The organism is Microcoleus sp. BROC3, from assembly GCF_036702515.1.
Classification (GTDB): Bacteria; Cyanobacteriota; Cyanobacteriia; order Cyanobacteriales; family Microcoleaceae; genus Microcoleus.
In genome coordinates this window covers 1-26,532 of sequence record NZ_JAUBTQ010000061.1, presented here as the reverse complement: position 1 = coordinate 26,532, position 26,532 = coordinate 1, and the positions used below count along the sequence as shown (strand labels likewise).

Genomic DNA, 26,532 nt, shown 5'->3' with positions numbered 1-26,532 from the left:
GAACGGCAGGGGATTTTGCTGTTGCTGGAAAGATACAGTAATCTGTTAGAGATTGCAACAGGCAGGCAGAACAATCAGCTTAACTCCCGATTAAGAAAGATCAAAAACATCAGCAAAAATTAGAGGCTGATTGTTGGAATCCTCGATTAAGAATTGAAATAGCGATCGAGAAAAGCCAAACCGACGAGTACGCCTAAAAGTCCGATCGCTGTCAAGGCAAAATGAAACAGAGAAGTCGCCCGCTTGCGAACCATGTTCCGCATCGCCAGCTTGACATAACTAGGTGGAGGTGCAGTGTTTGTCGGCGCTGTCTGGTTTTCGGCGGACTCTTCGGAGGCGGGAATTGCTGAGGGAGGTTGACTCATAGTGGTTAGTTTAGAAGGTTAACAGAGGCCCTGCTGAGGACAGGCTCGCCCCGATAGTAACAAATATGTAACGTTTTGTGTAGGTGTTTTGAATTTTTCGAGCCTCGCCACCCTATATTTCTGTAGGGGCCGGTTCGCCGACATCAAAAACCACCAAAAATTATCATAAACCCGCCCCACACCCCGGAAATAATCTACTTTCCTTATCCCTTTAACCCTCTTTCCCGCAACAAAGCATCCGCCCAAGCAGCATCTGATTCTGAAAGCGGCGGAACTGTATCGCAACTGTAATCGATCGTAAAATCATATCCCGCGCGATCGTATACTGTATTCAATAACCCCTGTAAATCGACCATTGGTTCAGCATCGCCTCCGCGCAAAGGCAAAGGAAAAGCAGGAATTGCATCCGGTAGATTAAACAAATACAAATCAGCCGTGGGGCGACAATCGGCCCGACTCACCAAGATCCGATAACTTCCGTCAATATCGTTACCCAAAACTGGCAGAGGTTCGTAAATTCGCAGCAGGTCAATTTCCAGTAAGTGCGATCGACTTGCGAACACCTTATCCCGCTTTTCCTCATACATTGTCCGCCCTTGTCCCGGACGTTTATTAGCAGGTGACAGCACCTCAATCACCGTCACAACTTCCTTACTTGCTATGTCTATAATCTCCAAGTACCCTTCTCTAACCTCGTCAAACATAGGTAATCTCACTTTTAAAGGCGCGGTTGTTCGTGCGGCGACAGCCACATTAGATGTACTTAAATTTCTGGGAGTAGCATTGCGCTGGATAGAAACATCAGGAATTCCGACTAAAAGAGATTGTTCCCCCTTGATTTGATAAATTCGCTTTTCAATAGCAACTCGATATTTTGGCACCAGTTGAGGCACCAAAGCATCTGCGATCGCCACTATCAAACGACTATGTACTTCTGGCCAAAAATCAGAATTTTCTAAATATGGATTCATCCCAGGAAATGGATTAGGCATTGATATAACTCCTGTTTATTTATCGTTTAAGATTTAATCCTTCAATACTTTTTAGTCGGCAGCCCTGTCATTATGTATAAAATCAAGAGCGAATATTAACGCAATTAGCAAAAGCTTGAAAACGCTCTCCATGATAATTTTTGATTGATTCTACCACAGCTTTAAAGTCGCTGATTGCCTCTTTTGCATCATCATTACTATTTAGACTTTTCTTGACTGCGGGAAGCAGTTGCTTACAAAAAGGAATAGTAACTTCTACGATTGGCTCCCAAAAATTCTCCGCTTGTTCAGGTGAGACTTGTTTGCCAAAATAAACTCTAAAAGCGTTAGGAACTGGTTTGTCCAAAAATGTTTCGAGACAATTAGCAATGGCTGAGGAAAGTAGGAAGTGAGCACCTCGTCTTTGCAAAAAATCCAATTGTTGAGACTCTTCTTTAGATAGAGGGCCAGCTTTACTCTTGTTCAAAAGTTGAAGCTTCTTAGCTTCTACACTGCGAAGCAAAGAATAGACAAATACAATATGCCTTGCTGATGTTTGTTCGGTAAAATATTTCGAGTAAATTGTATCTACTCTCCAAATATCTGATTTGTTATTATATGCGATTACCGGATCTTGATGAAATGCTGCCAGAGCTTGAGCCACTGTATCGGATGATAATAAGTTAGGCGGACGGCGGATCACATCTTCAGGGCCACCCCTTCTTCCGCCATAATAAGTTGTATCTGGAATATTGTCAAACTCTTGACGCAAGCGTCGCTGGATTGAATCGTTACTGCGGAAGTCAGATGCTTCGACTACATTTTGCCTATTGTTGTATTCAATTATTTTTCTGATCGTGCTGATATTATTACATTTTACAAACCTAGCTTGTACATATCCTGTACCGTCAGGAGAAGTATCTAAACTACCCAATGCTCCTGTTGTCTGCGCTCCATTCACTATAGAAATTCCGCTAATTTCTAGTGTATCAGCGCTACGTTCTTCTTGAGATTGGTTAGCTTCTGCATCCTTAAAATTAAATTCCGATACTAAAGCTGTGATACCATTATTAAAAGCCCAAAAATTATTTGGCTCATCCTTGGCAGTGCTTTTAATGCCATTATTGATATTGTTGTCACTTTTTCTACTTCCCAGATATCCTCGGACATTGGCAGAAAATAGATTGTCAGAATAGTTTTGAAATACTTCATATAGCCATGTAATAGGAATAGCTGTTACAAAGGATTCCCAATCATTGCCAGATATCTTGTAGCCTCCTGATATAGGAATATTAAGCTTATCAGTAACTAAGATAGGAGCTTCTAAAGCACGATACCACTCATCTAGTGTTTTTTGACCTAATTCTAGGGTACTTACATTTTCAACCTCTGAATTTTTAAATTGTGTTTGTAGAACATTATTAACTGTCTGTTCTACAATTTGAAGTTCATCTTTAACATTTTTTGATTCCGGTAAGTTGTGTACATACCAGAACTGCACGAATCTGATCTGGTTTGCTTCTAGTGAAGACCGAACTTCTCCAGCAGCAGAGCGAATTCCTTCAGGTAGCTCCTCTAGAGAAGAATTAAATAGCCAGGCTGCTGCGGTGTTAAGATCGGAAGCTTTATTAGATGGTGCAGTTTGTTTATTAGTAGGAACTTGAGCCATGTAGGCTTGTATAACAATAATATATCCGGCTTCCTTATCCACATAGATTAAATCGCATTTTTTATCACCACGTCCTCCTGTGAGAGAGCTGGCGGCTACGGTGTCAATATCCTCAATTTGAAATCTAAGCTGTAATGCAAAAAGAGCTAAAGAATTTTCATTGTACTTTTTTAAATCAGTGCGAGCATCAAAGGCAGTTTGGTATGAAAAAGCCATGTTCTGAATAACTCCCCTTAGAAGTGAATAATTACACTTGTGCCGCTACTTGAACTTATTTGAAATTTAGGATTGAGCGAGCAAGTAGAATATCCACCCCACAATAGATTAGTCTACTATTGCAGGGTGGAATTTTGCAATGTCTAAAAATCCCCGTAACTACTAATCGCCCCCTGCAACCTCCGAATCACTTCATCAACCGAAATCGCCCCCAACTCCCCAGAAGCCCGAGTCCGAATATTCAAACTATTCGCCTCAACTTCCTTCGCACCCACAACACCCATCACCGGAATTTTATCCTTCTCAGCATTGCGAATTAACTTGCCCAAACGCTCGCTATTCTCATCAGCTTCAGCGCGCATTCCGAGCATTTTCATCTTCGCCGCAACTTCCTTCGCAAACGGCAAAAACTCCGCGCTGACAGGCAACAACCGCACCTGAATCGGCGCTAACCACAGCGGAAAATCCCCCGCATACTGCTCGATCAAAATCCCGATCAAGCGTTCCAAAGAACCGAAAGGAGCGCGGTGAATCATCACCGGACGCTTGCGAGTGCCGTCTTCAGCAACGTATTCCAAATCAAAACGTTCTGGCAAATTGTAATCTACCTGAACAGTTCCTAATTGCCATTCTCTATCCAAGACATCTTGGAAAATGAAATCGAGTTTCGGCCCGTAAAAAGCGGCCTCCCCAATTCCTTCAAAATAATTCATTCCCAAAGTTTCCACCGCGCGGCGGATTGCACCTTGAGCCTTTTCCCAAGCTTCATCGGAACCGATGTATTTCTCTAAATTATTCGGATCGCGGAAACTCAAACGCGCTTTAAAATTCTTCAGTTGCAGACTCTTGAAGACTGACAGAATCAAATCCACCACATTCAAGAATTCTGCATCCAATTGTTCCGGCGTCACAAATAAGTGGGAATCATCCACCGTAAAGCCGCGAACTCTGGTTAAACCGCCCAATTCTCCCGATTGTTCGTAGCGGTAAACTGTGCCGAATTCCGCTAAGCGCATCGGCAGTTCGCGATAGGAACGCAATTCGCTTTTGTAAATCTGAATGTGGAAAGGGCAGTTCATGGGTTTCATCACAAAACCCTGTTCGTTTGCTGCCGCTTCTGCATCTTCTGCCATCAGCGGAAACATATCTTCTTTGTATTTCTGCCAGTGTCCAGAAATTTTGAACAAATCAACTCTGGCAATGTGGGGAGTCACAACTTGCAAATAGCCGCGCTTGATTTGTTCTTGTTTCAAGAAATCTTCTAAAATACTTCTCAAAACAGTACCTTTCGGCGTCCACAAAGGCAAACCGGGGCCCACCGGATCGGCAAAAATAAACAAGCCTAATTCTTTGCCTAATTTGCGGTGATCGCGCCTTAACGCTTCTTCTTTGCGGTGTTTGTATGCTGCTAATTGTTCGGGAGTTTCCCAAGCTGTGCCGTAAATGCGCTGTAATTGAGCTTTGGTTTCGTCGCCGCGCCAGTAAGCGCCTGCTAGGCTTTCTAGCTCGATCGCCTTTGGATTCAACTCACTGGTATTATCCAAGTGAGGCCCCGCGCACAAATCCCACCATTCCTCGCCCAAATGGTAAAGAGTAATTGGTTCGATCAAACCTGCCAAAATTTCTAATTTGTAAGGTTCATTAATCTCCTTAATTCTGCGTTCCGCTTCCTCGCGGCTGACTTCTTCTCGAATTACAGGCAATTTACGGTTGATGATTTTGATCATCTCTTTTTTAATGGCTTTTAAATCCTGTTCCGTAAAAGGTTCGGGAGTGTCAAAGTCATAATAGAAACCGTTTTCAATCCAAGGGCCAATGGTCACTTGCGCCTTGGGAAATAACTTCTGCACCGCCATCGCCATAACGTGGGAGGTGGTGTGGCGAATTTTTTTTAGTGCCTCCGACTCACTCGTGCGGGGCAACTCAATCTTAACGGACTCTTCTGGAGGGGACATGGATTCTGAGCTAGACATCGGCTGAATTAGCAATTAATTTAGTTGCAGTTGCTTCTATCTTACTCAGATTGGGACAGCAAGCGCCGACTTCCGGCTGGGGGACACTCCGGGAAATTACAGCAACGGCCCTGATGGTTGCGAGGTTTAGTCGGGGACGCACTCCGACTCTCAGAAACCGGGTTTTTACTATTTTGGTGGGCTGTAACCAAGTATTGCCTGAAAAAACCCGGTTTCTAACCACCCGTGAGATCCCGAACTAATTTGGCAGAATTTTGGGATTTCGACTCAACAATCGCTGCTGACACAATTAAATTTATTCACACCCACCTGCTAATTATTGTTAAATTCTTGAATGTTTGTTAAAAATATGTTACAATTTGTAAAGACCGTCTAAGACTATAATAGATAAATAACCCAATTTTGATCCATGCTTAATTCCAATTTGCCCGAGCCAGAATTGCTCAAAGCGTTACTGGAACCGCTGTTAGAGGATTTCAATTACTGGTTCGACCGATCGGCAAAGCTCTTAGAAACTGAGGAAATTCTCTTTCTCAGCGACGAGGATCAATCTGACTTGCTGGCGCGAGTCAAACAGGCTCAGCAAGAAGTAGGCGCAGCTAAAGCTCTATTTCAAGCAACCGGAGGTCAAGTTGCAATTGAAACCGCAGCACTGATGCCGTGGCACAGACTGCTCGCCGAATGCTGGCAAGTATCGGCGCGCTTTCGCTCATTGCAGTCGGCTCCTCCTGCAAAATAAAAAGGCGAGTTCAAGTTAAACTGGCAGTCAAATCCCAAACCTTTGGAAATGTCGCGGTCCACTTGACAACCTCAAACAGATTTCCAGTTAATAAGTTATTACTTGCTGAAACACATTTGTAAATTGCTGTGTGGCTGTTTAGCCCGGAGGAGAAGATAATGTTGCACCTGCTATATATTTTAGCTTTTACCGTTCTTGCCTTTCTGGCAGTCGGTAACTTAATCCGCAGTCTAGTCACCGTAGGTATGGAATCCCAGCGCCCTCAACAATTCAGGGCAAATAATCGCTACGCATCCTATCCTCGCTCTCAAGCTGTACCCCATCCAGAACTTTTAGACGAATACGGAAACATTGTTAACGAACCCCTGTTAGTGATGCGTTCGCTGACTGTCCAAGACGCCCGCGAACAATTAGATGCTCTCTACAAATCATCTCCGGGCGGCAGCGACGAGGGAGGGGAACTAGCCTGAGCGACCACAGCCACAGCATTTATACTCATGGGGGAACAGCTCAAAAAATATAGGACTTATACCCTCGGTGTCAGAAACCCGGTTTATTCATAGATTTTGGGTAAAAACCGGGTTTCTTGGGATAAGTCCTCAAAACAATTGGTCGTTAGTTTTTAACTAATGGCAAATTACTTGTGCTTTTTTAAAGTTTAATTGCCGAGTATCGAGATCGATCGCCAAAAGGCGATATTTATGGCAATGATATGAAATAGCTGAAGAATAGTATAATGCAAGAGATACGCTTGCGGTGCCTGACAAGTCTCAATGGTGGGAGCGCTAACGCCCGAACCCAGGTCTGAATAGATAAGTTAGCGTCAAAACCAAGACTTTAAAATAGGTGTTTATACAGCGCTTTTCTGGTAGGTGAAGTACAAAGAAATCAGTTTGGAGTAGGGGCGGTTGCTGTGAGTGCCTGCCCTGCCAAAAGGGTTTAACACCTGTGTACTCTCCCTACCTAAAATCTGCTGTAAGTGACTTTGGATGATATCAAAGTCTTGGAGGAATACCTCCGCTTAGATTCGTCTAAGTGCTATTGGTAGCATGATACGACTTAAACAGTCGTGTTATGACGCATAAATGTATCAGATACTGAAAAGGGATCGATCTAAACCTCCTATCGATCCTGTTTTGTCATCGGCAAAAATGCACGTTTAAGGCTAGATGATCGTCCCTATTTCGCTACTGGCAGAACTTCTGCAAGCTTTGCCCCAACTGCGGGCACAAATTTATTTCAAATCTTCCATGACAGCCCTGTCTCACGCGATGGAAGACTTGGTTTTGGCGGGTTCCGACGAACCGCTAGTCATTGCAAGCTTTCAGCGAGAGCGCTTCTACCGCCAGGAAGCTCACCGCTACCGGCGAATTGCCTCACGCTCCTCTCAGGTATACGTGCTGGCAGCACCGGAAACAGACTTTAAAAATGCTTCGGAGTGTCACGAAACTGTGGCGTTTGCACCGGAGGACGGATTAAGTAAAGAGTGGCACTTAGTGGTGCTGGGGGAACACTACTCAACTTGCCTGATTTGTCAAGAAAAAATTGTGCCGATCGACAACCAAGACGATCGCGGGCCGCAGTTGATGGATCAAGCTCGCAGATTTGAAGGAATTTGGACGTTCGATCGCGAGGTAAGCTCCAAAGCTGCCGCATTGTTGCTCGATAGAATTGTCAATTATCGCCCGGAATTGGCCGAAAAGATCGATCGAGCGCGAACTACTTACAAGCTAGTCAAAACACCCAAAAAAACGAGGAAATCCGCCGCCTCCAAAGCCGCCAAACCCGACATAAGTGCGCCAAAAAACTCAACAATTCCCAATCCCCAATTGAGCGACGCTTTTACCGAACGCTTAGTAACCTACTTGCAAGCAGGCCAGCACAAACTCCTCAAAGCATACAGCGCCATCGCCGCTCAGGAACGCAAAGAACGCCTCGTAAACTTAATTACCACGGCAATGCGGCAGTCTCTCAACCCGCAAGAAATCGTCGAAGTCGCAGTGCAAGAACTGGGAACTGCCCTGTCGGCAAGCCGCTGTTTGATTTATCGGTGCAAGGCCACAGATGTGGCGGTCAAAATCGATCGCGAGTTTTTGGGGTCGGGCGCTAGTTCCCTGCTGGATCAGACTTGGCTGTTGCAGGAAAATCAAATATGGGGCGACGCAGTGGCGCGGCAAGAGCGAGTTTACATCCAAGACACAGCACAACACCCGCTGATTGTCAATACAAAATCCCTGAGGGAAACTGTAAAAAATTGGAAAATTGTTTCTTGGTTAATGGTGCCCGTGCTTTATCAGGGGCGGGTTTTGGGCATGGTTGAAATGCACCAGTGCCGAGCGGTTTTGCCTTGGGAAGAAGACGAAATTGCTTTAGTAGAGGCGATCGCCACCCAACTCGGAGCAGCCTTAATTCAAGCAGAAACCTACGCTCATTTAGAAGAGCTCAACCAACAATTAGAAGCATTAGACCGCACTCGCAGCAATCTAATTGCCATCACTGGACACGAACTCCGCACTCCACTGTCTACGATTCAAGTGTGTCTGGAAAGTTTGAGTTCCGAACCGGATATGCCCGCAGAGTTGCGGCAAATCATGTTAGAAACTGCCCTCGGCGATGCCGATCGAATGCGAAAACTCGTGCAGGATTTCTTAACTCTTTCTCACTTAGAAAGCGGGCGAGTTCAATGGAATGTAGAATCGCTGACGCTGCAAGAATGCGTTGATTTAGCCCTCAGCAGCGTGCGATCGCGCACGGTCGATCGACAGTTGCCGGAAATTATCGCCGAAGTGTCGGCAGAATTGCCTTTAGTGCAAGCTGACGGAGAGTGGTTGGTGGAGGTGCTCTCCAAACTGCTAGACAACGCTTGCAAGTTCACCACACCTCAGGGAAGCGTGACAGTGCGAGCGAAATACAACGGTTCTCGGATGGTGGAAGTGCTGGTATCGGATACGGGGAGGGGAATCGAGGCGAATAGTTTAAAAGTAGTATTCGATCGATTTTATCAAGAAGAAGGAGCTTTGCGGCGCAGTGCCGGCGGTACGGGTTTAGGATTAGCAATTTGCAAGCAGATTGTTGCCGGCTGGGGCGGTAAAATTTGGGTAGATTCCGCAGGAAAAGACCGAGGAAGTGAATTTCACTTTACTATTCCCACTGTTTAGACTCAATTGATAAATGCTAATTAATGACTAATTATTGATAAGTGGTGACTGAAAACTACCCCTCGGTGTACCCTCAATCGGAATACCGATCGCCAACTCTGTTCCACCTTCTAACGATGGCCAATATCCCCAAATTACCCAAGGTTTTGTAGTTACTATCCGAACCCTAATCAACATTTTCAATCCCTTACCTTTGCCTGTTTTAGTTATAAAAAACTGAAAAAATCGGGTTTCTGAGCGTCGGATCGCGCAAATCTCGATCGAGTTAATCGATCGGACGATACACATTGGTGACAAGTTAAGACTTAATTGCATTTGTCAATCAGTAATTTTACTCAAAAAAACTGCTTTTTTAGGAGTGGAAAATTCACGATTTAAGAGGGAGTAGGTATAAATATCACCCTCGGCACGATCGCACGATCGCCCAAATCTCAGTTTTGGGCCCAAAATCCGAGTAAATGTTGAGCATAATTGCTGATTGACAAATGCTTTCTTAGCTTAACTTGTTACAAATGGACGATACAGGATAGCACAGAAAAGTTTTTACGGCAGAACCCGCCTCCGCTGCCACACCCCGTCTCACCCTCAACCTTCACCCTTTGAGATAAGCCTTAAAGGTGATGTGGCTACGCGGTGTTCAGCTTTAGGATCGAAAGTATTGAAGCAGATTCAGGATGCGCTTGCCGTCTTAAACCCGGTTTGGCGACAGAATAGCTAGGGAGGCTGCCGAAAATTAATATCAGTTTAAACAAAGAATCCAACTGTAGGTAAGCTGCAAACCCCGATAGTAATCAGTCATGCCGAATCTAAAATCTAAAATCTAAAATCTAAAATGGTATAAGTCTCCTGTACACAAGTCCTGAGATGGTGAAAGTCGATCGAATCTGTTGATGCACTGCCACCGCCAGTGTTGATTCGTGAAAAGTTTAGGATGCAAATGTTTCGCCCGGAAAAACTTTTTTCCAATAAGAATACTCAAACCAAAAGGTTAGGAAAATCGATTATGTCACCTAAAACCCAGATGAAATCTACCCAAGCTATCGCCAACAAGCCGCAACTGCAATTAGGTTCTCAAGGTAAAGCGGTATTGGAACTCGAACAACTGCTAACGAAGTTGCGCGTTTACCGGCAGCCTGCTAAAGGAATTTTCAACAAAGGAGTTGAATTTTCTGTAAAACTGTTTCAGTTTCGGGTTTTCTTGTCGCCTGACGGCATTGTCGGACCCCTCACTTGGCAGGCGCTTTATAGTGAATCTCCAGTTAATATGCCGGTAGTTAGATTCGGCAGTTCTGGAAAAGCAGTCGCTACTGTTCAGGAAGTTCTCAGGATTTCCAAGCACTATAACGGTAAAGTTGATGGCGAGTTTTCTACTTTGACAGAGAACGCTGTTCGCGCATTTCAACAAAGCTTTGGCATTCAGGCTGACGGGATTGTCGATCGAGAAACTTGGACTGCTTTGAGTCAAATTCCGCGCGGCTATGACCCTAATTGGTTCTTGACTTAAGGTTGACTCGGTAAATTGTTCGATCGTGTTTGGGGGGAATCGGGAAATTTGGGATGCTTCGGGTGCGTCACAAGCAGCCGAAGCCTTGCTGTTTTTTTTTTCGCGATTCGTGCTTCTTAATTCTGTTTTCTAACTTTGGTGTAAATTACCAATTATCAATTATTAATTACTAATTATCAATTATCAGAAAAGATCGATCGCGCAAAAACTGTTAACTTTCCTAACAATTTCGACAGCCGTGTCGCGTCATGATGATACGATGCCGTAAAAATCCTTTGGATATGTTTATGGCAGAAGAACTCACTGGACAACCCCCTCTTTTCGGCGGCAGCACCGGCGGCTTGCTGACCAAGGCGCTAGTTGAAGAGAAGTACGCGATCACTTGGACTAGCCCCAAGGAACAGGTGTTTGAAATGCCGAGTGGCGGCGCTGCGATTATGCGTCAAGGCGACAACTTGCTGCATCTTCCCCGGAAGGAGCAGTGCATCGCTTTGGGCGGCCAGCAACTGCGGGCAAAATTCAAAATCACGAACTACAAAATTTACCGCGTCTTTCCCGACGGTTCTACTGAGTACCTGCATCCCAAGGATGGCGTGTTCCCTGAGAAGGTGAACGAAGGTCGTCCCTACAACGGTAAGATTGACCGCAATATTGGCAGCAATCCCAATCCGGCTAAGGTGAAGTTCACCGGTAAGAAGACTTTCGATCCTTAGACCATGACTGCATGGCTGAGCAAAACATAGGTAATATTCCCTGTAAGGCTCAGCTTGTAAACTTGTTTTTGCAGTAGTATTCGGGCGCGGGAGGCTAACCCCGCAGCGCCAGAATACTACTGCAAACTTCTAATCTTATTAAAAGTTAATCGTTAAATTAAAAATGAATGTCGCAATCAGGCGAGCGCAGCCTTCTGATATCGATGTTTGCGCTCGCATTAATTATGAAGCTTTTAAAGATATTTCCGATCGCCACCAATTCCCTACAGATTTTCCGACGTTGGAGTTTTCAACTGAAATTATCGACCTTCTGATCGAAAGTCCGTTGTTTTTTGACATAGTAGCCGAGAGTTCCGGTGCCGTTGTCGGCTGCGGATTTATGGACGAACGCAACCCGATTCGCGGTATCGGGCCCGTCAGTGTCGATCGCACTTTTCAAGGCCGCGGCACGGGACGCGAAATCATGAAAGCTTTGCTGGAACAGGGACAGAACGCTGTGGGCATCCGTTTGGTTCATGAATCTTTCAATATGGCTGCGCTGTCGCTGTACGCTTCTTTGGGTTTTGAGGTGAAGGAACCTTTCGTGTTAATGGAAGGGAAGTTTCGCAGCCAGCCGCAGTATGGGTTTGAGGTGCGGCCGATGGCTAGTGAGGACGTTGGTGAATGTGCGGCTTTGTGCGAAACACTGTGCGGGTGCGATCGAACTTCGGAGATTGAATACGCCCTAAATGACTTTTCTCCCTTCGTTGCTTGCAAACAAGGTCGGATTGTGGCTTATACTTGTGCGGTGTCTGCTTTGGGCCACAGCGTCGCGGAAACTGAAGCGGATATGCAGGCTTTGCTCTTGGGGGCTGCTGCGTACAGTTCCGATCGACTCCTGGCTTTTCACTTGCCGCTGAGGTACGCAAATTTGTTTCGCTGGTGCTTGCAAGAGGGGCTGCGCGCCCTCAAGCCGATGGCGGTGATGGCAGTTGGCGAGTATCGGTCGCCAGAGGGATGTTGGTTGCCGTCTTTTGTTTATTGATTGTATAGCGAAGTTAGTATATGATATTCCCCGATTTCTCACAATTTTCGGAACTGGCGAAACAAGGCAATTTTGTACCCGTGTATCAAGAATGGGTTGCTGATTTGGATACGCCCGTGTCTGCGTGGTATCGGGTTTGTGCGGGTCAACCTTACAGTTTTCTGCTGGAGTCGGTGGAAGGTGGGGAAAAACTTGGGCGTTATAGTTTCTTAGGGTGCGATCCGCTGTGGATTTTGGAGGCAAGGGGCGATCGTACAACTCAAGTTTACCGCGACGGCTCCGAAAAAGTATTTACGGGCGATCCGTTTGTGGCTTTAACTGAATGTTTGCAGTCTTACAAACCCGTCAAATTGCCGCAGTTACCGCCGGGAATTGGCGGGCTATTCGGTTTTTGGGGTTACGAGTTAATTAAGTGGATAGAACCGCGAGTTCCGGTGCATCCAGCCAGCGAGAATGATTTGCCGGATGGGTTGTGGATGCAGGTGGATAATTTGCTGATTTTCGACCAGGTGAAGCGGAAAATTTGGGCCGTCGCCTATGCGGATTTGCGGGAGGTTGGCGTTGATTTGGCCGATGCTTATCAGCAAGCGTGCGATCGGGTTGGCAAGTTAGTTCAGAAGCTGCAATCGCCGCTTTCCCGGCAATCTACTCTCATAGAATGGACACCTCCCAATAACGGGCAAGATGCCCGTTCCACAACCGGAAATACAGAATTGGCTTACACGAGCAATATTACCCGTGAAAAGTATTGTGCAAATGTTTTAAAGGCTAAGGATTATATCAAAGCCGGAGATATTTTTCAAGTAGTTATTTCCCAGCGACTAGAGGCTGAATACAGTGGCGATTCTTTTGCACTTTACCGCTCTTTGCGTCTGATAAATCCTTCTCCGTACATGGCTTATTTTCATTTCGGAGATTGGCAGATTATCGGTTCGAGTCCCGAGATTATGGTGAAGGCGGAAAATACTGCGGATGGCAAAAAGATTGCAACTTTGCGACCGATTGCCGGCACTCGCCGCCGGGGTAAAACTCCTCAAGAAGATGATGCTTTGGCGGCTGAATTGCTGCAAGATCCGAAAGAAATTGCGGAACACGTCATGTTAGTTGATTTGGGCAGGAACGATTTAGGCAGAGTTTGCCGAAACGGTACTGTAAAAGTTGACGAGTTAATGGAAATTGAGCGTTATTCTCACGTCATGCACATTGTGAGCAATGTGGTGGGAGAATTGGCTGAGGATAAGACAGCTTGGGATTTGTTGAAAGCTGGTTTTCCTGCGGGTACGGTTAGCGGTGCTCCGAAGATTCGGGCGATGGAGATTGTGCACGAGTTGGAAGGTTGCCGCCGGGGGCCGTATTCTGGGGTTTACGGGTATTATGATTTTGAGGGACAATTGAATAGTGCGATCGCCATTCGGACTATGGTTGTTCGTTCTTTAGGTGGTGACAAACATTCGGTTTCTGTGCAAGCAGGTGCTGGTTTGGTGGCTGATTCTAACCCGGATATGGAGTACGAAGAAACGCTTAATAAAGCCCGGGGTATGTTGGAGGCAATTCGCTGTTTGAAATAGTGAGGCGGAGCCTCTGGATCTGTGTTACCAGGCTCTGCCTGGTAACAAGAAAATAAAAAACCCGGTTTCTTTGCGTAAGTCCTATTTACCTAAGCCCCTAATATTCGAGCGACCGAAACAGCAATATCAGGAAAAGCCAGCGGATTAATATTACCCTGAGTCAGAGTTTCTCTCGATTGATATCCTTCATTGGTAGGCTCTCGAAATACTATTAATTCCATAGTTCGCAAATTGACAACCCAATACTCAGAAATGCCGGCTTCCGCATAAATCTTGCTCTTGATTCCCAAGTCTTTGCTCAGAGTATAATCCGAGTATTCTATCAGCCAAAAGATGTTTTCTGGATAGGGATGATGTTCTCGGTAATCTTGTCCCAAACGTTGAATTACAGCGATATCGGGTTGTGGCTCGGAGTTGCTTGGCGGCAAGATAATCGGTTTACCTTGGCGTATTTTAGCCCGATCGCCCAGCAAATAAATTAGGTACTCTCCAGCCTCATCGCTAGAGTAAGCATGAGATTCTCCTTCGGGAGCTATTTCGATTATTTCTCCATCTATTAATTCAGCATTTCGCCCTTCCAGAATGCCGGCTGCAATGATGCGGTGGTAGTCTGCAACCGTCCATTTTACAGTCGTGACACTCACGGCGATTACTCCTATGTTTTTATTCTGATTTTATACGCGATCGCCTATGAACCGAATTTTTTCGCTCGCGCCGGGCGGTTTCAACCGCGTCTTGTCAAACAAAACCCGACGAAAGCCGCTTGAAGACTCGATCGCACTTAAAACTGCTATCCCCCGCCGCTAACTCCCTCCAATCTCAGGAAATGCACCTGGCCCGATCGATCGCCCGCTACCACTGTCACCCCATCAGGGGCGATCGCACAGCCAAACACACTACCTCCGCTGAAACTAGCAATTTCTTTGCCGCTAAGCAGATCCCAGATTTTGAGGGTGCGATCCAATGAACCGGAAACCGCTATCAGGCCGTTAGGGGCGATCGCCACTGCATTTACCCCCCCACTATGACCGGTGAGAGTTCTCAGTTCCCTACCGCTGTTTGTGTCCCAGATTTTGAGGGTGCGATCCCGTGAAGCGGAAATCGCTGTGCGGCCATCGGGTGCGATCGCCACTGCTGTTACCTTGTCAGTATGACCGGTGAGGGCAATCAGTTCTCTGCCTGTCTCGGTGTCCCAGATTTTTAGGGTTCGATCCACTGAAGTGGAAATCGCTGTGCGGCCATCGGGTGCGATCGCCACTGCTGTTACCTTGTCAGTATGACCGGTGAGGGTTGTAAGTTCGGTGCCGCTGAGCAAATCCCAGGTTTTCAGAGTTTCATCTTGTGAAGCGGAAATCGCTGTGAGGCCATCGGGTGCGATCGCCACTGCACTTACTCCTCTAGTATGACCGGTGAGAGTTCTCAGTTCTCTGCCTGTCTCGGTGTCCCAGATTTTTAGGGTGCAATCGAGTGAAGCCGAAATCGCTCGTTTGCCCTCTGGTGCGATCGCGACTCCCAATACAGGCTTAGTATGACCGGTGAGGGTTTGAAGTTCTCTACCTGTCTCGGTGTCCCAGATTCTGAGGCTTTTATCCCATGAAGCCGAAATTGCTGTCAGGCCATCGGGTGCGATCGCGACTCCCAATACCCAGAACCTATGACCCGCGATCAATAATCGCACACATCCTTGCCCCGGCGGCGATAAATTAGCCCTCAAAGGTCGCAGCCAAGGACTATCTTTCCACTGTTTGACCTGTTCCAACATCCCCTGAAGCTCAGCTATTTCACAATCTAGCAATCTCCCCAATAATTGCCCTGCTAATTGCGTTTTATCATGAATCAAAATGTGCGCTGACTCGCGAATGGCTCCCTGAATGAATTTCAGTGTTCCACTTTGCTCCTGCGACAGCCACATATTAGAATTTATCGGTAAATCGTAATCCTGAATTAACGATTGTACTCCCAACTCATCCAGTTTCGCCTCAATAAAATCGAAATCAGTTAACAACTGGTACAGCCGTTCCCATGCCGCACTCTCTACTAAATGCCTTGGCAGAGTTTCCAAAGTATCAAGCCGTTTTTGCCGCGGCATTTTCCCCAACTGTTGTTTAAACTCACTCATCCGTATAAATCCCTCAACAAATTCTTACAAATCGCTGTTTCTATTAAATATTTCCAATTTTAAGCGATTCTTTAAACTGTGCCAAATCGTTGCAGTGACTCGATCGATAAAATAAATCTGCTTTGTAACGCTGGATGTAAAATATCAGTTATCGACTTTTACCAAAGGCAGAATTATGAATTTTTATATAGTTGACGTGTTTGCGGAGTCAAAATATGCTGGCAACCAGCTAGCTGTATTTTGCGGTGCGGGAGTTGCCGAACTATCTGAAGCCCAAATGCTGCTGATAGCGAGGGAAATCAATTATTCAGAAACTACGTTTATTCGATCGCCCCATCCGCGAGATGGCGGCTATGACGTGCGGATATTCACGCCCAAGAAGGAATTGCCCTTTGCCGGTCATCCGACTTTGGGCACTGCGTTTGTGTTGCAGCAAGAGATTATTCGCGAAAATGTCGATCGAGTAATTCTCAATCTAGCCGTCGGTCAAATTCCAGTTACATTTAATTACCACAATGAATCGGCAGATATTTTGTGGATGCGACAAAACCCGCCTAGTTTTGGTCAAGTTTTATCAGCCGAGACTCTGGCAAATGTCCTGAATTTAGAACCCGATGAAATTGATGCCAACTTCCCCATTCAAGAAGTTTCGACCGGAGTGCCGTTTATTATTGTACCGTTAAAAACTCTCGCCTCGCTCAAAAAGGCTCAAGTCAACTTAGATAAATATTTTGAGCTAGTTAATACAATGGAAGCGAAAGAAATTTTGATATTTTGCCCAGAAACTTACAGCGACATTAATGATTTAAGCGTGCGAGTTTTTGCCCATTCATTAGGAATTCCAGAAGATCCGGCGACTGGCAGTGCTAACGGCTGTTTGGCTGGATATTTGGTAGAATATGCTTATTATGGGGAACCAAAGATTGATGTCAGAGTTGAGCAGGGTTATGAAATCGATCGACCTTCTTTGCTGTTGTTACAAGCCGCTAATAATGAAGGGGAAATAACAGTTTTGGTGGGTGGTAAGGTGGTGATGGTTGCTAAGGGAGAATTTGTGTAGAATATTTAATGGCAAATTATTAACCGCAGACGCACGCAGCTAGATTTAGAGGCTTCTTTGGCGATCGAGATGTTACAATTTTGCTAATATGAGGTAGCTCATATTCATTGATTCGCGTGATTGTTAGGCTAAAAAAGTCATCACTACCAGATACTTTCCAATGCTGCAAACATTTTCGCGGACTTTAAATGTATCCCCTGACGCTTCTGAAGCCCTGCTTTCACTGCCATTAACCAGCTTGCTCGATTCACCGGAATTCAATCAAGTCTTGGGAAGTCTGGATACTGGTTTACTCAAAGAAACTTTGCCAACTGCTGGAACTGTTTTAGCTCAAAAGCTGCCGCCTTTTTACGACTGGTTGCAAACAGAACTAGGAATTAAAAACGTCCCTGAGAGTCCCGATCATACTACGAAATGGGTAGTCGGTTTTTTGAAGAATCAAGAAAGTTTAACTCGTTTAGTCGATCTGCACAAATCAATTCCCAGACAGGCATTAGAACGAGCGATCCCTCGTTTAGTTAGCGCCTTTGATGAAGTTCAACCCACCGCTGTAAAGCAAGAATGGGAAAAAGCGATCGCAGCACTTTGTCTGCTTCTCGCGGTCGCAGCGCGGGAAAATCAGCCATCTGCGGCCTGAAGCAATTGTGTCTGAGTTTAAACAAAGCGCTTTTTTCGGAAAATTTGCAATTGAGTGCGATCGATCTGAACGACTACCGGCCGTCGCTTGCTGAGGACGATCGCATTGTGTCTGTTTACCAAAAGCAACTGAGCCAATATTGCCACAATCGCGCGTCTTTTGAGAAACTTGCCTTCAAAACGCGCCATTCGGACGATCGCCTCTTCGATTTTATAACAACAGTTGTGGCCTTTCTGGGAAATCACAAAAATCGTTCCCGGTATGTAATCGCCTTGATTTGCCCAGAAAGCATACCTTTCGCCTAAAGTAAAATAGTGAAAAACATTGTTAGCGGTGGAAGTTTGAGCTAACTTTTCCGAAACCCCCAAAGAATTAAAAGTTACAGTCGATCTAATATAATCCGGGTATTTTGCTGCTATTTGCTGAGCAACTTTGCCCCCCAAACTTTCTCCGATGATATCCGGCGGATTCCCGCTGTGAAATTGCTGCTTTATCCAATCAATAGCACCCGCAGTTTGCGCCGATTTTAACTGGCGTTCTAGTTTGGCCATAAATACATCGGGCGTATCTTCCAAAACGCGCTCGAAAGGATACCAAGAACCGTAGCCGCGAATCACAAAAACAGGCGGATTATTGCCATAAATGGGGATGCGACTTTCAGCATAAAAACCAGTGCGAGAGTCTTCAAACACTTTTTTTATGATATAATTTCCATCAATAACTTGCCCTTCTTCGTGCCGAATGTAAATTGAAGGATTATTGGGTTTAAAAGTATCGTGCAGTTGGGGTTTGGCAAACTTTTCATAGAGGGAATCTAGCAAGTGCCTTCCCGTTTGGCGATCGACAAAATCAAATTCTGTTTTTTTCATTATCTGGTAGGGCGGGTGTTACCAACAATATTTAATAAGTACAAAACATCTACATAAACCCGCCACCGGACAACGAATAATCTAAATTAACTTTTACTTGTATCAAATGGAAAAATGTACGTGACATTTACCGTTGGCTGAGTGAGAGGGCGGGTTTTAGATATTGTCAATTATTAACAAATATTGTATGTGAAACCCGCCCGCCCTTAGCAAATCACTTTTACAAAACTCGCAACGTGCTAGCAATACTATCGACTGCTTCCAGCGCGCGAATTTCATCGAGTGCTTGTTGAAAATTCCCTTCCCTAACATCGTGAGTTACGACGACAATTTCTGCTAAATCGCCGCGAATTCCCGTCTGCACAACAGATTCCAAACTAACTTTGTGGTTGCCGAAACAAGTGCCGAGTTTGCCAATTACCCCCGGAGTATCGCGCGTCAGAAAACGAGCGTAAAAGCGAGTAACAAGTTCCTGCATCGGAGCAATTTTGCAGTAGTGTTGGTGACTGCAACTGAGTAAAGGATGAGGAGTCGGAACAGCTTGGCTTTTCAGGATGGCCGCCACATTTATAATGTCGGAGACTACGGCGCTAGCTGTGGGGCCCGCACCGGCGCCGCGCCCGTACAGCATCAATTGCCCGATCGGCTCTCCTTCGACTAAAATTGCATTGTAAACCCCGTTGACACTCGCCAGCGGATGAGTTTTTGGCACAAAAGTAGGATGCACTCGAATTGATAGCAGTTCGCTTTCTCCCTCCGCTTGCTTGCCATTGTAGCGGGAGGTTTCTTGAGCAATAGCCAACAATTTAATCACAAATCCCAGCTTGTCGGCGTAGTTAATATCAGCCGCACTAACTTTTCTAATACCTTCGCAGTGAACATCTGCTAATTTGATGCGTCCGCCAAAAGCTAGCGAGGCTAAAATAGCAATTTTATCGGCCGCATCTAATCCATCTACATCTGCTGTGGGGTCAGCTTCAGCATAACCTAATTGCTGAGCGTCGGCGAGCACTTCGGCAAAGTCTGCGCCTTCTGTTTGCATCCGCGTCAGGATATAATTAGTTGTGCCGTTGACGATGCCGGTGACAGTTTTAATGCGGTTTGCACCTAAAGATTGTTTGAGGCTTTGAATGACCGGAATGCCGCCGCCGACAGCAGCTTCTAGCATTACGTAAACGCCTTTTTTGTTGGCGGCCTCGAAGATTTCATTCCCGTAGCGGGCGATAACTGCTTTGTTGGCAGTGACGACGTGCTTGCCGCTGGCAATAGCTTGCAGAATGAGCGATCGCGCCGGTTCCAATCCGCCAATCAGTTCTACTACAATATCAATTTCCGGGTCAGTTGCGATCGCTTCTAGGTCAGTTGTCAGCACATTTTCTGGCAATTGTAAAGACCGAGTTCGAGAAATATCGCGCACTCCCACCCGATAGATTTCCAATTCCTGCAACAGCGGATGGCGGCCGTCTGGGGAGAGCAAAATCTCTGCTGTTCCCGCGCCAACTGTACCCAAACCTAGCAAACCAATTTTGAAAGCCACGACTTTGACCCGTTGAAACTCACTTCATCTAGAATCATTGTATGATAACCGCGGCTTCACTGAATACCCAGAGACCCGACTTCTTAAAAAAGTCCGGGATCTACATGACTAATTAATCCAGATTTTACATGGCAATTTAAAGTTCTGTATCCATCTCTATCCCCATTTCTCGCAGCCGCTGCGCCAATCTTTCGGCCCGCTGCCTTTCTGCATTAACTTGCTGTTCTAGTTGCTGATTTTGCTGTTCTAGTTGCTGTAGCTGTGCTTGTTCTTCTCGAATTAAATCTTCAACTAGGGGCGGACATAGCACTTGATTAACCGATAAAATAAATTCAGCGAACTGTACAGACTGAACTTGCTGTCCCGGCAAAAATTCCTGATGAGAATAACTGCCTTCATTTTCCGGGCGACTGCATACTCGTATTTTCGGTTGATTTGGGTCTACAATCCAATATTCAGGGATATCAATTAAGTCATATTCTGCCCGTTTGCGAATGTAGTCGTCCCGCCAATTTTGACTGGTAACTTCGATAACTAACAGCGGTTTTTCTTCAAAATCTAGCACTGCGGAACCAGGTTGCGCGCAGACTTGTTCCCACAGACTATGAGTGCAAATCACCACATCAGGAATGCGAGAAGAGTTTTCCTCAGTTCGGACTGCGGTAGTCACAATTGCAACTATCGGTAGGTTGTGTGCTGCAAAGAAGCGCCGGAACTGATAAACTAAAAATTCACAAATTTTGATATGTATTGCTGTAGGTGTTGGCATTTCGATCAGATTGCCCCGATATAATTCATAACAAACACCTGATTCTCCCTGATAGTTCAGATATTCTTCAAAGGTGAGTTTTTGGGTAGAAGTTATAACCATGTCAGTTATCTCCCTTTTTCGGTGAGCTTACTGTATATTTTACACTTGTATTGGGTGAACCAGCCCCTCAAGACTCAAAACTGTTTCAAAAATTGTAGGGCGAGCGAAGCCCACCCTACAAATCAGATTAAATCAGGTAACACATTAATAAGTTTCAACGTGCCAACGGTGTTCTTTCTTCAACTGTTTTTGATAGGCAGCCCAGTCAACGCCGTACTTGCCAGCCGCGGCCGACATTCCCTCATCAATTCCGCCTTCCATACCTTTCAAACCGCAGATATAAGTGTGAGTATTCGGCTTTTGAACCAATTCCCACAATTGGTCTGCGTTCTCTTGAATTCGGTTTTGAATGTACATCTTGCCGCCGTCAGCATTCTTTTGCTCGCGGCTGATGGCATAAGTCAAGCGGAAATTATCCGGGAATTCTTGTTGCAATTGCTCCAACTCTTCCTTATACAGAATGTTGGGAGTGTAAGCAACTCCAAAGAACAACCAAGCTAAACCTCTGAATTTGTAATCGGGGTTGTTTTCTTTAAACATCCGCCACAAATAAGCCCGGAAAGGAGCAATACCCGTACCGGTACCCATCATAATCACGGTGGCTTCCTCGTCGTCGGGCAACAGCATTTCCTTGCCTACGGGGCCGGTGATTTTGACATCATCTCCAGGTTGCAAACCGGTGAGAAAAGTCGAACAAACACCAAAGACTTTTTCGCCAGTTTCTGGGCTTTTGTACTCTAGGCGGCGGACGCACAGAGAGACTGTTTTGTCGTCTACATCGTCTCCGTGACGGGTGGAGGCGATCGAATACAGCCGAATTTTGTGAGGCTTGCCGTTTTTATCCGTACCATCGGGAATAATCCCGATACTTTGACCTTCGAGATAGTGCAAATTGCCTCCAGAAATGTCAAATTTGACGTGACGGACTGTACCCTCGCCGCCTTCTTTGACCAATTCTTCTGTAGAAATGCACTTACCAATATAGGGATTGGCCGGCTTGTAGAGGTTAACAGGAACCTGAACTTTTTCCTTGGCTTGAGTCATGGGCTTAGTTTTTTCTCCAGATTTCTGACTCTGTAGCCCTGCTTCTGGTGCGACTTTGCCATTTGTTTCGGGAGCGCTGTTTGAGGGGCGAATGCTGACAATTCTTCCACCCATGCGAGCAATTCTACGCATTTCCTGATTCATGCGCTCGTAGGGCACGGAGATAAATACGCTGCCGCTACGGCGAATCGGGCTACTTGTTTGGTCAGTTGCTTGGCTCTGACGCATACCCTCCACTTCGTAAACAAAGATGCGGCTGCCTGATTCTGAGTTGGCCGCCACACCAGATATGCTTGGGCTGTACATTGGTTGATTTTCCTTCACGATACAGAGTTATAAAGAAAGAGAATGTGACGTTAGACTCAATTTACTTTTTTCTTAAGGCCATCGGGACTAATTGGCCGCGCCAATTTTTGGGCCTCGCCACGCCGGCGGGAATGTTGAAGTTGCGATCGCTCGCGTATCAAATCCCTACTAGCCGAACGCCGCGCTCACCGAGCCCTATTGCGTTCGGCTGTTGACCTATAGCTATTGTTGTCTGCGTACTGCCAATATTTTACCCGATCGGGGGATCTGCCCCGATAAGTCGTTCTGATTTGGGGAGCGCCCCACCAGAGAAAGGAAGATTCGAGCAGTTTAATGAGGTTGAGCTTGTAGGGGGCCAACGCCTTCTGGTAAGATTAACCACTAAAGTTAGTATTAATTACTTGCCTTGAAGATTGCTTGGGTCTGCCCGGGCAGGCAGTCAACTCACTGCTGTATGCTGGTGAGAACTCGATCGTCTCGGGGTAGCACAGCAGCACAAAGCCTGCTTGCCGCTACCTGCGGGCTGAAATTTTGTGGAATCTAGACTTGAGTTAGTTAGTAAACAGTGATTTTGTTAGAGGGAAACTATGACCAGTAAGCCGGATCGCGTGGTTTTAATTGGCGTTGCCGGAGATTCCGGATGCGGAAAATCTACTTTTTTACGCCGATTGACAGATTTGTTCGGGGAAGATTTCGTTACTGTAATCTGCCTTGACGACTATCACAGTCTCGATCGCAAGCAGCGCAAGGAAACAGGGATTACAGCCCTTGACCCCAGAGCGAACAATTTTGACCTGATGGCAGAGCAAATGAAGGCGCTCAAAGAAGGTCACGCGATCGACAAGCCGATTTACAACCACGAAACCGGTATGATCGACCCGCCCGAAAGGGTTGAGCCGAATCACGTGATTGTGATTGAGGGGCTGCATCCCCTGTACGACGAGCGAGTTCGATCGCTCCTCGACTTCAGTGTCTACCTCGACATCAGCGACGAGGTAAAAATTGCTTGGAAAATCCAGCGCGACATGGCGGAACGGGGCCACCGTTACGAAGACGTGCTGTTTGCGATCAATGCTCGCAAACCGGATTTTACAGCCTACATCGACCCGCAAAAGCAATATGCTGATGTGGTAATTCAAGTGTTGCCGACCAACTTGATCAAAGATGACAAAGAGCGGAAGGTTCTGCGCGTGCAGATGATCCAGCGCGAAGGCATCGCCAATTTTGAGCCTGCGTATTTGTTTGACGAAGGTTCAACAATTAACTGGGTTCCTTGCGGCCGCAAGCTGACTTGTTCCTATCCCGGAATTAAGATGTACTACGGGCCCGATGCTTTCTACGGTCACGAAGTCTCGATTTTGGAAGTAGATGGTCAATTCGAGAATCTCGAAGAAGTTATTTACATCGAAAGCCATTTGAGCAAGACTTCTGCGAAGTATGAAGGCGAGTTAACTCACCTGTTGCTCCAGCACCGCGAATATCCTGGTTCCAACAATGGTACTGGTTTGTTCCAAGTGTTAGTCGGATTGAAGATGCGGGCGACTTACGAGAAGTTGACTGCGAAGGAAGCGAAAGTGGCTGTTAGTGTTTAAAACGCAGACATGAAAGATTTGGGAGGCGCAATTGCGCCTCTTTTTTTGTGGAGAAATGAACCGCAGAGGGCGCAGAGGGCGCAGAGTAGAGTTAGGGGAGGGTGTTTGGAAGTAGAGATGTTAAGAAGGTTTTTCCTGCTTCATGGAGGTCGCTATCTAGGGAAAAAAGGGAAAAAGTTAGACTGCGAACTTGGATAGCGCCATGTTTTATGTCTAGTCGCGTTGTGAGGTCTTGCGGGTAAACGAGAATTGCATTTTGGCAATTTAAGGCATTTGCGTAAGCAACTATTTGATGATAGTCATTATTAGCTACTTTATCGGGAGCTTTGTATTTTGTATCGAGGACGTATTGGACTTTTTTTGTTTCACTATCGCGTATAATTAAGTCAATCTTATCGAAATAATTTGTGTCATGTTCAACTCGGTGTTGTGGTTCGACCTCAAAGCCTTTTGGTGTATTTGCTTTGAGCCATTCAGCCACAAACTTTTCATATAAATTAGCCATATCTATCAGAAAAGGGAGCATTTCGCGATCGCCTGTTTCGTGACTCGGCCCTGTATTATCTAAAAAGAATCGACATAAGGCGTGTAAAAGTTGATAATCTTGATTCAAACGGTGATAATTTCTATCAATACAAGCTTCTGATTTAAAAGGTTTTAATGTAACAAATCCTTGGAGTGCGTGAAAGGCTTTTCGCACAGTGGATGAAACAGATTCACGGCACAAACCGCTGCGGCCAATGATGAATAGTGTCCAAGCGAGTATTTGATTGTCTTCGATGTCGCCTGTTTGTTCGTTATAGTGGCATTTTAGTTTAACATCCCAAGGTTTTTGCAGGGCTGACCGCAAATCGACGCGGCCGCGAATGTAGGCGAGTCTTTCGGTTTTGGATAAGTAATCGCGATATAATCCTTTGCGACAGCGTTCTAGGATTTTTTGGGCAAGAATGTTAGCTAATGTCTCGTAACTTTCTTGTAAAGATTGGCACTGAATCGAGCCTTGGGGAAATTTTATCTTAAGCTTGTAGGCATAGTCAAGCATTCCGAAGAGGTTGTTTATGGGAACCTTTGGGCGGATGGCGATGTGAAATTCTGGAGTGATGGGAATGTTGCCAACTCTGCCTTTAGATTTTAAGTGCCATTGATATTTTGTTTTAAAGTTGGGAAATTCTATATCGATTTCCTTGTCATAATTATGGTGTATTTTTTGTCCTACTGATTCGGGGATTGAGTCTTGTTCAAAAGTTGCTAATTGATATTCTGTAAGTTCGATAATTCGGCGGGATTCTGGTTTCATAATTGTGGTGGATGCAGTAACGCCACGGTATGGGCGTTAATGACGGCGTTAGATTGTCAATAGCCCAATTTATTCTTGATATTCTTCCAGAGAAACTCACCAATTTTTTCCAGGTTATCAAAGAAGTATTCTTCGAGGTATGGCTCAATTTCCATTTGCCAAATATCTTCGATATCTTCAGCTAAGGTTTTTGTCAAAAAGAAGGAGATGCCTAGTTCATAGTGTTTGTTGTTAATTGCCCGATTAACATTTTTGAGAATGCTAATTAATTTATCAACTGCAAAACCTGTTTCCTCTCTCTTATGATAGTTTTGCAGCAGTTCATAGTTAGGAGAAAGGGGAATGAATGCGAAGCGGCGGCGGAGTGCGTTATCGACTAAGGCAATAGAACGGTCTGCGGTGTTCATTGTGCCGATAATGCGGACATTTGTAGGGATTCTAAATAGTTTACCGCTGGCTAGTGTAATAAAGCGTGCTGTGTCTTGTCGGTCATCTAGGAGATACATTAATTCGCCAAAGACTTGAGAGAGATTTGCGCGATTAATTTCATCAATAATGAGAACACAAGTATCTTCACAGACTTCGGCTTTTTCGCAGAATTCTAGGAATCTACCGGGAACTATTGAGTAGGTTAATTGTCCGTTTTGAGTTATTGGGCGGAGGCCTTCGATAAAGTCTTCGTAGGTGTAGGCGGGGTGAAATTGGATAATGTCTGAGAAACCGTCACCGCCGCCGATTAAGTGTTTGGCTAGTTTTTCGGCTATGAAGGTTTTTCCGGTTCCGGGTGGGCCTTGGATGATGGTTTGGCCTTTGCGGTTAATGGTGGATATCCATCGGTTGACTTCAGATGTTTGAAAACCCGTAATTTCAGAAATTTCTTCTAGATTATACACGAGATTAAATTCTTTTTCATATACTGTAAAATATTGATTTATAAGCAGAGGGGAATCATTATCGTACACATTGCAACATAAAAATAAGGGAAATACCTTTTTAAAGGTTTGTACTATTAGTTGAATTAACTTTTTAGCAGAATATCCTAATACTTCTTTTTTTTTTAGCGATCGAGCAACCTGAATATTAGTAAGGTTATATTCTTCAAATTCTTCTTTTTGTTGGTTAATACTATTTAATAATTCATAAATACATTTTGGAGATTTAATTATGAGCGTAGGATCTTCCTCCACAGGTAAAGTAGAACGAATTATTTCCTTAGTTAAATAGTTAGAGTCGATAGGAGCGTTACCACTCCTACCTCTCCTTCAGAGCCGGACGTGAGACTTTCACCTCATCCGGCTCC

23 protein-coding genes are annotated in these 26,532 nt (G+C 45.4%); 10 read left to right on the top strand and 13 right to left on the bottom strand.

Annotation, left to right across the window (positions count from 1 at the left end):
* Positions 1–146: 146 nt before the first annotated feature.
* The 5 genes from QUB30_RS27975 to QUB30_RS27955 all read right to left on the bottom strand — a co-directional run bounded on the left by QUB30_RS27975 (position 147) and on the right by QUB30_RS27955 (position 5,336).
* Positions 147–365, bottom strand: a complete 219-nt coding sequence (locus QUB30_RS27975) for a DUF3285 domain-containing protein (RefSeq protein ID WP_333340478.1) — start codon at positions 363–365, stop codon at positions 147–149.
* A 203-nt stretch (positions 366–568) separates the two neighbouring features.
* On the bottom strand, positions 569–1,357 hold the full coding sequence (locus QUB30_RS27970; RefSeq protein ID WP_333340476.1) for a DUF4058 family protein: 789 nt from the start codon (positions 1,355–1,357) through the stop codon (positions 569–571).
* 82 nt (positions 1,358–1,439) lie between these two features.
* Entirely contained in the window at positions 1,440–3,221 is a 1,782-nt protein-coding gene (locus QUB30_RS27965) for an AIPR family protein (RefSeq protein ID WP_333340473.1), read from the bottom strand.
* A 143-nt stretch (positions 3,222–3,364) separates the two neighbouring features.
* Positions 3,365–5,194 (bottom strand): threonine--tRNA ligase, encoded by a 1,830-nt coding sequence (gene thrS / locus QUB30_RS27960; protein WP_333340470.1) that lies wholly within the window; start codon positions 5,192–5,194, stop codon positions 3,365–3,367.
* Positions 5,187–5,336, bottom strand: coding sequence for a hypothetical protein (locus tag QUB30_RS27955; protein ID WP_333340467.1), 150 nt, complete (start codon positions 5,334–5,336; stop codon positions 5,187–5,189). The genes thrS and QUB30_RS27955 overlap by 8 nt, the downstream gene beginning before the upstream one ends.
* Before the next feature lie 267 nt (positions 5,337–5,603).
* On the opposite strand from QUB30_RS27955, the gene QUB30_RS27950 reads away from it, so the two are divergent.
* The 7 genes from QUB30_RS27950 to trpE all read left to right on the top strand — a co-directional run bounded on the left by QUB30_RS27950 (position 5,604) and on the right by trpE (position 13,900).
* Complete coding sequence (locus QUB30_RS27950) at positions 5,604–5,933, top strand: DUF2605 domain-containing protein (RefSeq protein WP_333340465.1); 330 nt, start codon at positions 5,604–5,606, stop codon at positions 5,931–5,933.
* A gap of 158 nt (positions 5,934–6,091) precedes the next feature.
* The gene (locus tag QUB30_RS27945; protein ID WP_333025812.1) at positions 6,092–6,403 is read left to right on the top strand and encodes a DUF2973 domain-containing protein; all 312 of its coding nucleotides are present in this window, start codon (positions 6,092–6,094) and stop codon (positions 6,401–6,403) included.
* A 699-nt stretch (positions 6,404–7,102) separates the two neighbouring features.
* Positions 7,103–9,091: a DICT sensory domain-containing protein gene (locus QUB30_RS27940; protein ID WP_333340462.1), complete on the top strand. Its 1,989-nt coding sequence runs from the start codon at positions 7,103–7,105 to the stop codon at positions 9,089–9,091.
* A gap of 1,003 nt (positions 9,092–10,094) precedes the next feature.
* The gene (locus QUB30_RS27935; RefSeq protein WP_333340459.1) at positions 10,095–10,595 is read left to right on the top strand and encodes a peptidoglycan-binding protein; all 501 of its coding nucleotides are present in this window, start codon (positions 10,095–10,097) and stop codon (positions 10,593–10,595) included.
* A 287-nt stretch (positions 10,596–10,882) separates the two neighbouring features.
* Positions 10,883–11,308 (top strand): photosystem I reaction center subunit II PsaD, encoded by a 426-nt coding sequence (locus QUB30_RS27930; RefSeq protein ID WP_333340456.1) that lies wholly within the window; start codon positions 10,883–10,885, stop codon positions 11,306–11,308.
* A 163-nt stretch (positions 11,309–11,471) separates the two neighbouring features.
* The gene (locus QUB30_RS27925; protein ID WP_333340454.1) at positions 11,472–12,332 is read left to right on the top strand and encodes a GNAT family N-acetyltransferase; all 861 of its coding nucleotides are present in this window, start codon (positions 11,472–11,474) and stop codon (positions 12,330–12,332) included.
* Positions 12,333–12,352: 20 nt separating this feature from the next.
* Positions 12,353–13,900 (top strand): anthranilate synthase component I, encoded by a 1,548-nt coding sequence (gene trpE / locus QUB30_RS27920; protein WP_333340451.1) that lies wholly within the window; start codon positions 12,353–12,355, stop codon positions 13,898–13,900.
* Between the two features lie 89 nt (positions 13,901–13,989).
* Here the strand turns inward: trpE and QUB30_RS27915 are convergent, their stop codons facing one another.
* Together QUB30_RS27915 and QUB30_RS27910 are read right to left on the bottom strand one after the other, a co-directional pair.
* Positions 13,990–14,544 (bottom strand): Uma2 family endonuclease, encoded by a 555-nt coding sequence (locus QUB30_RS27915; RefSeq protein WP_333340448.1) that lies wholly within the window; start codon positions 14,542–14,544, stop codon positions 13,990–13,992.
* Between the two features lie 146 nt (positions 14,545–14,690).
* The gene (locus QUB30_RS27910) at positions 14,691–16,019 is read right to left on the bottom strand and encodes a WD40 repeat domain-containing protein (protein ID WP_333340445.1); all 1,329 of its coding nucleotides are present in this window, start codon (positions 16,017–16,019) and stop codon (positions 14,691–14,693) included.
* Between the two features lie 175 nt (positions 16,020–16,194).
* On the opposite strand from QUB30_RS27910, the gene QUB30_RS27905 reads away from it, so the two are divergent.
* Both QUB30_RS27905 and QUB30_RS27900 read left to right on the top strand, forming a co-directional pair.
* Entirely contained in the window at positions 16,195–17,079 is an 885-nt protein-coding gene (locus tag QUB30_RS27905) for a PhzF family phenazine biosynthesis protein (RefSeq protein WP_333340441.1), read from the top strand.
* Positions 17,080–17,239: 160 nt separating this feature from the next.
* Positions 17,240–17,716: a hypothetical protein gene (locus QUB30_RS27900; protein ID WP_333340438.1), complete on the top strand. Its 477-nt coding sequence runs from the start codon at positions 17,240–17,242 to the stop codon at positions 17,714–17,716.
* A gap of 17 nt (positions 17,717–17,733) precedes the next feature.
* On the opposite strand, the gene QUB30_RS27895 is transcribed toward QUB30_RS27900, so the two are convergent.
* The 4 genes from QUB30_RS27895 to petH all read right to left on the bottom strand — a co-directional run bounded on the left by QUB30_RS27895 (position 17,734) and on the right by petH (position 22,343).
* Positions 17,734–18,585 (bottom strand): hypothetical protein, encoded by an 852-nt coding sequence (locus QUB30_RS27895; RefSeq protein ID WP_333340436.1) that lies wholly within the window; start codon positions 18,583–18,585, stop codon positions 17,734–17,736.
* Positions 18,586–18,805: 220 nt separating this feature from the next.
* Positions 18,806–20,122, bottom strand: a complete 1,317-nt coding sequence (locus QUB30_RS27890; RefSeq protein ID WP_333340433.1) for a homoserine dehydrogenase — start codon at positions 20,120–20,122, stop codon at positions 18,806–18,808.
* A gap of 136 nt (positions 20,123–20,258) precedes the next feature.
* Positions 20,259–20,993, bottom strand: a complete 735-nt coding sequence (locus tag QUB30_RS27885) for a Uma2 family endonuclease (protein ID WP_333340430.1) — start codon at positions 20,991–20,993, stop codon at positions 20,259–20,261.
* Positions 20,994–21,137: 144 nt separating this feature from the next.
* The gene (gene petH, locus QUB30_RS27880; RefSeq protein WP_333340427.1) at positions 21,138–22,343 is read right to left on the bottom strand and encodes a ferredoxin--NADP reductase; all 1,206 of its coding nucleotides are present in this window, start codon (positions 22,341–22,343) and stop codon (positions 21,138–21,140) included.
* A 587-nt stretch (positions 22,344–22,930) separates the two neighbouring features.
* On the opposite strand from petH, the gene QUB30_RS27875 reads away from it, so the two are divergent.
* Positions 22,931–23,935: a phosphoribulokinase gene (locus QUB30_RS27875; RefSeq protein WP_332956917.1), complete on the top strand. Its 1,005-nt coding sequence runs from the start codon at positions 22,931–22,933 to the stop codon at positions 23,933–23,935.
* Between the two features lie 91 nt (positions 23,936–24,026).
* On the opposite strand, the gene QUB30_RS27870 is transcribed toward QUB30_RS27875, so the two are convergent.
* Entirely contained in the window at positions 24,027–25,232 is a 1,206-nt protein-coding gene (locus QUB30_RS27870) for a 5-methylcytosine restriction system specificity protein McrC (protein ID WP_333340423.1), read from the bottom strand.
* A gap of 56 nt (positions 25,233–25,288) precedes the next feature.
* Positions 25,289–26,125 (bottom strand): AAA family ATPase, encoded by an 837-nt coding sequence (locus QUB30_RS27865; RefSeq protein WP_333340420.1) that lies wholly within the window; start codon positions 26,123–26,125, stop codon positions 25,289–25,291.
* Positions 26,126–26,532: the final 407 nt, after the last annotated feature.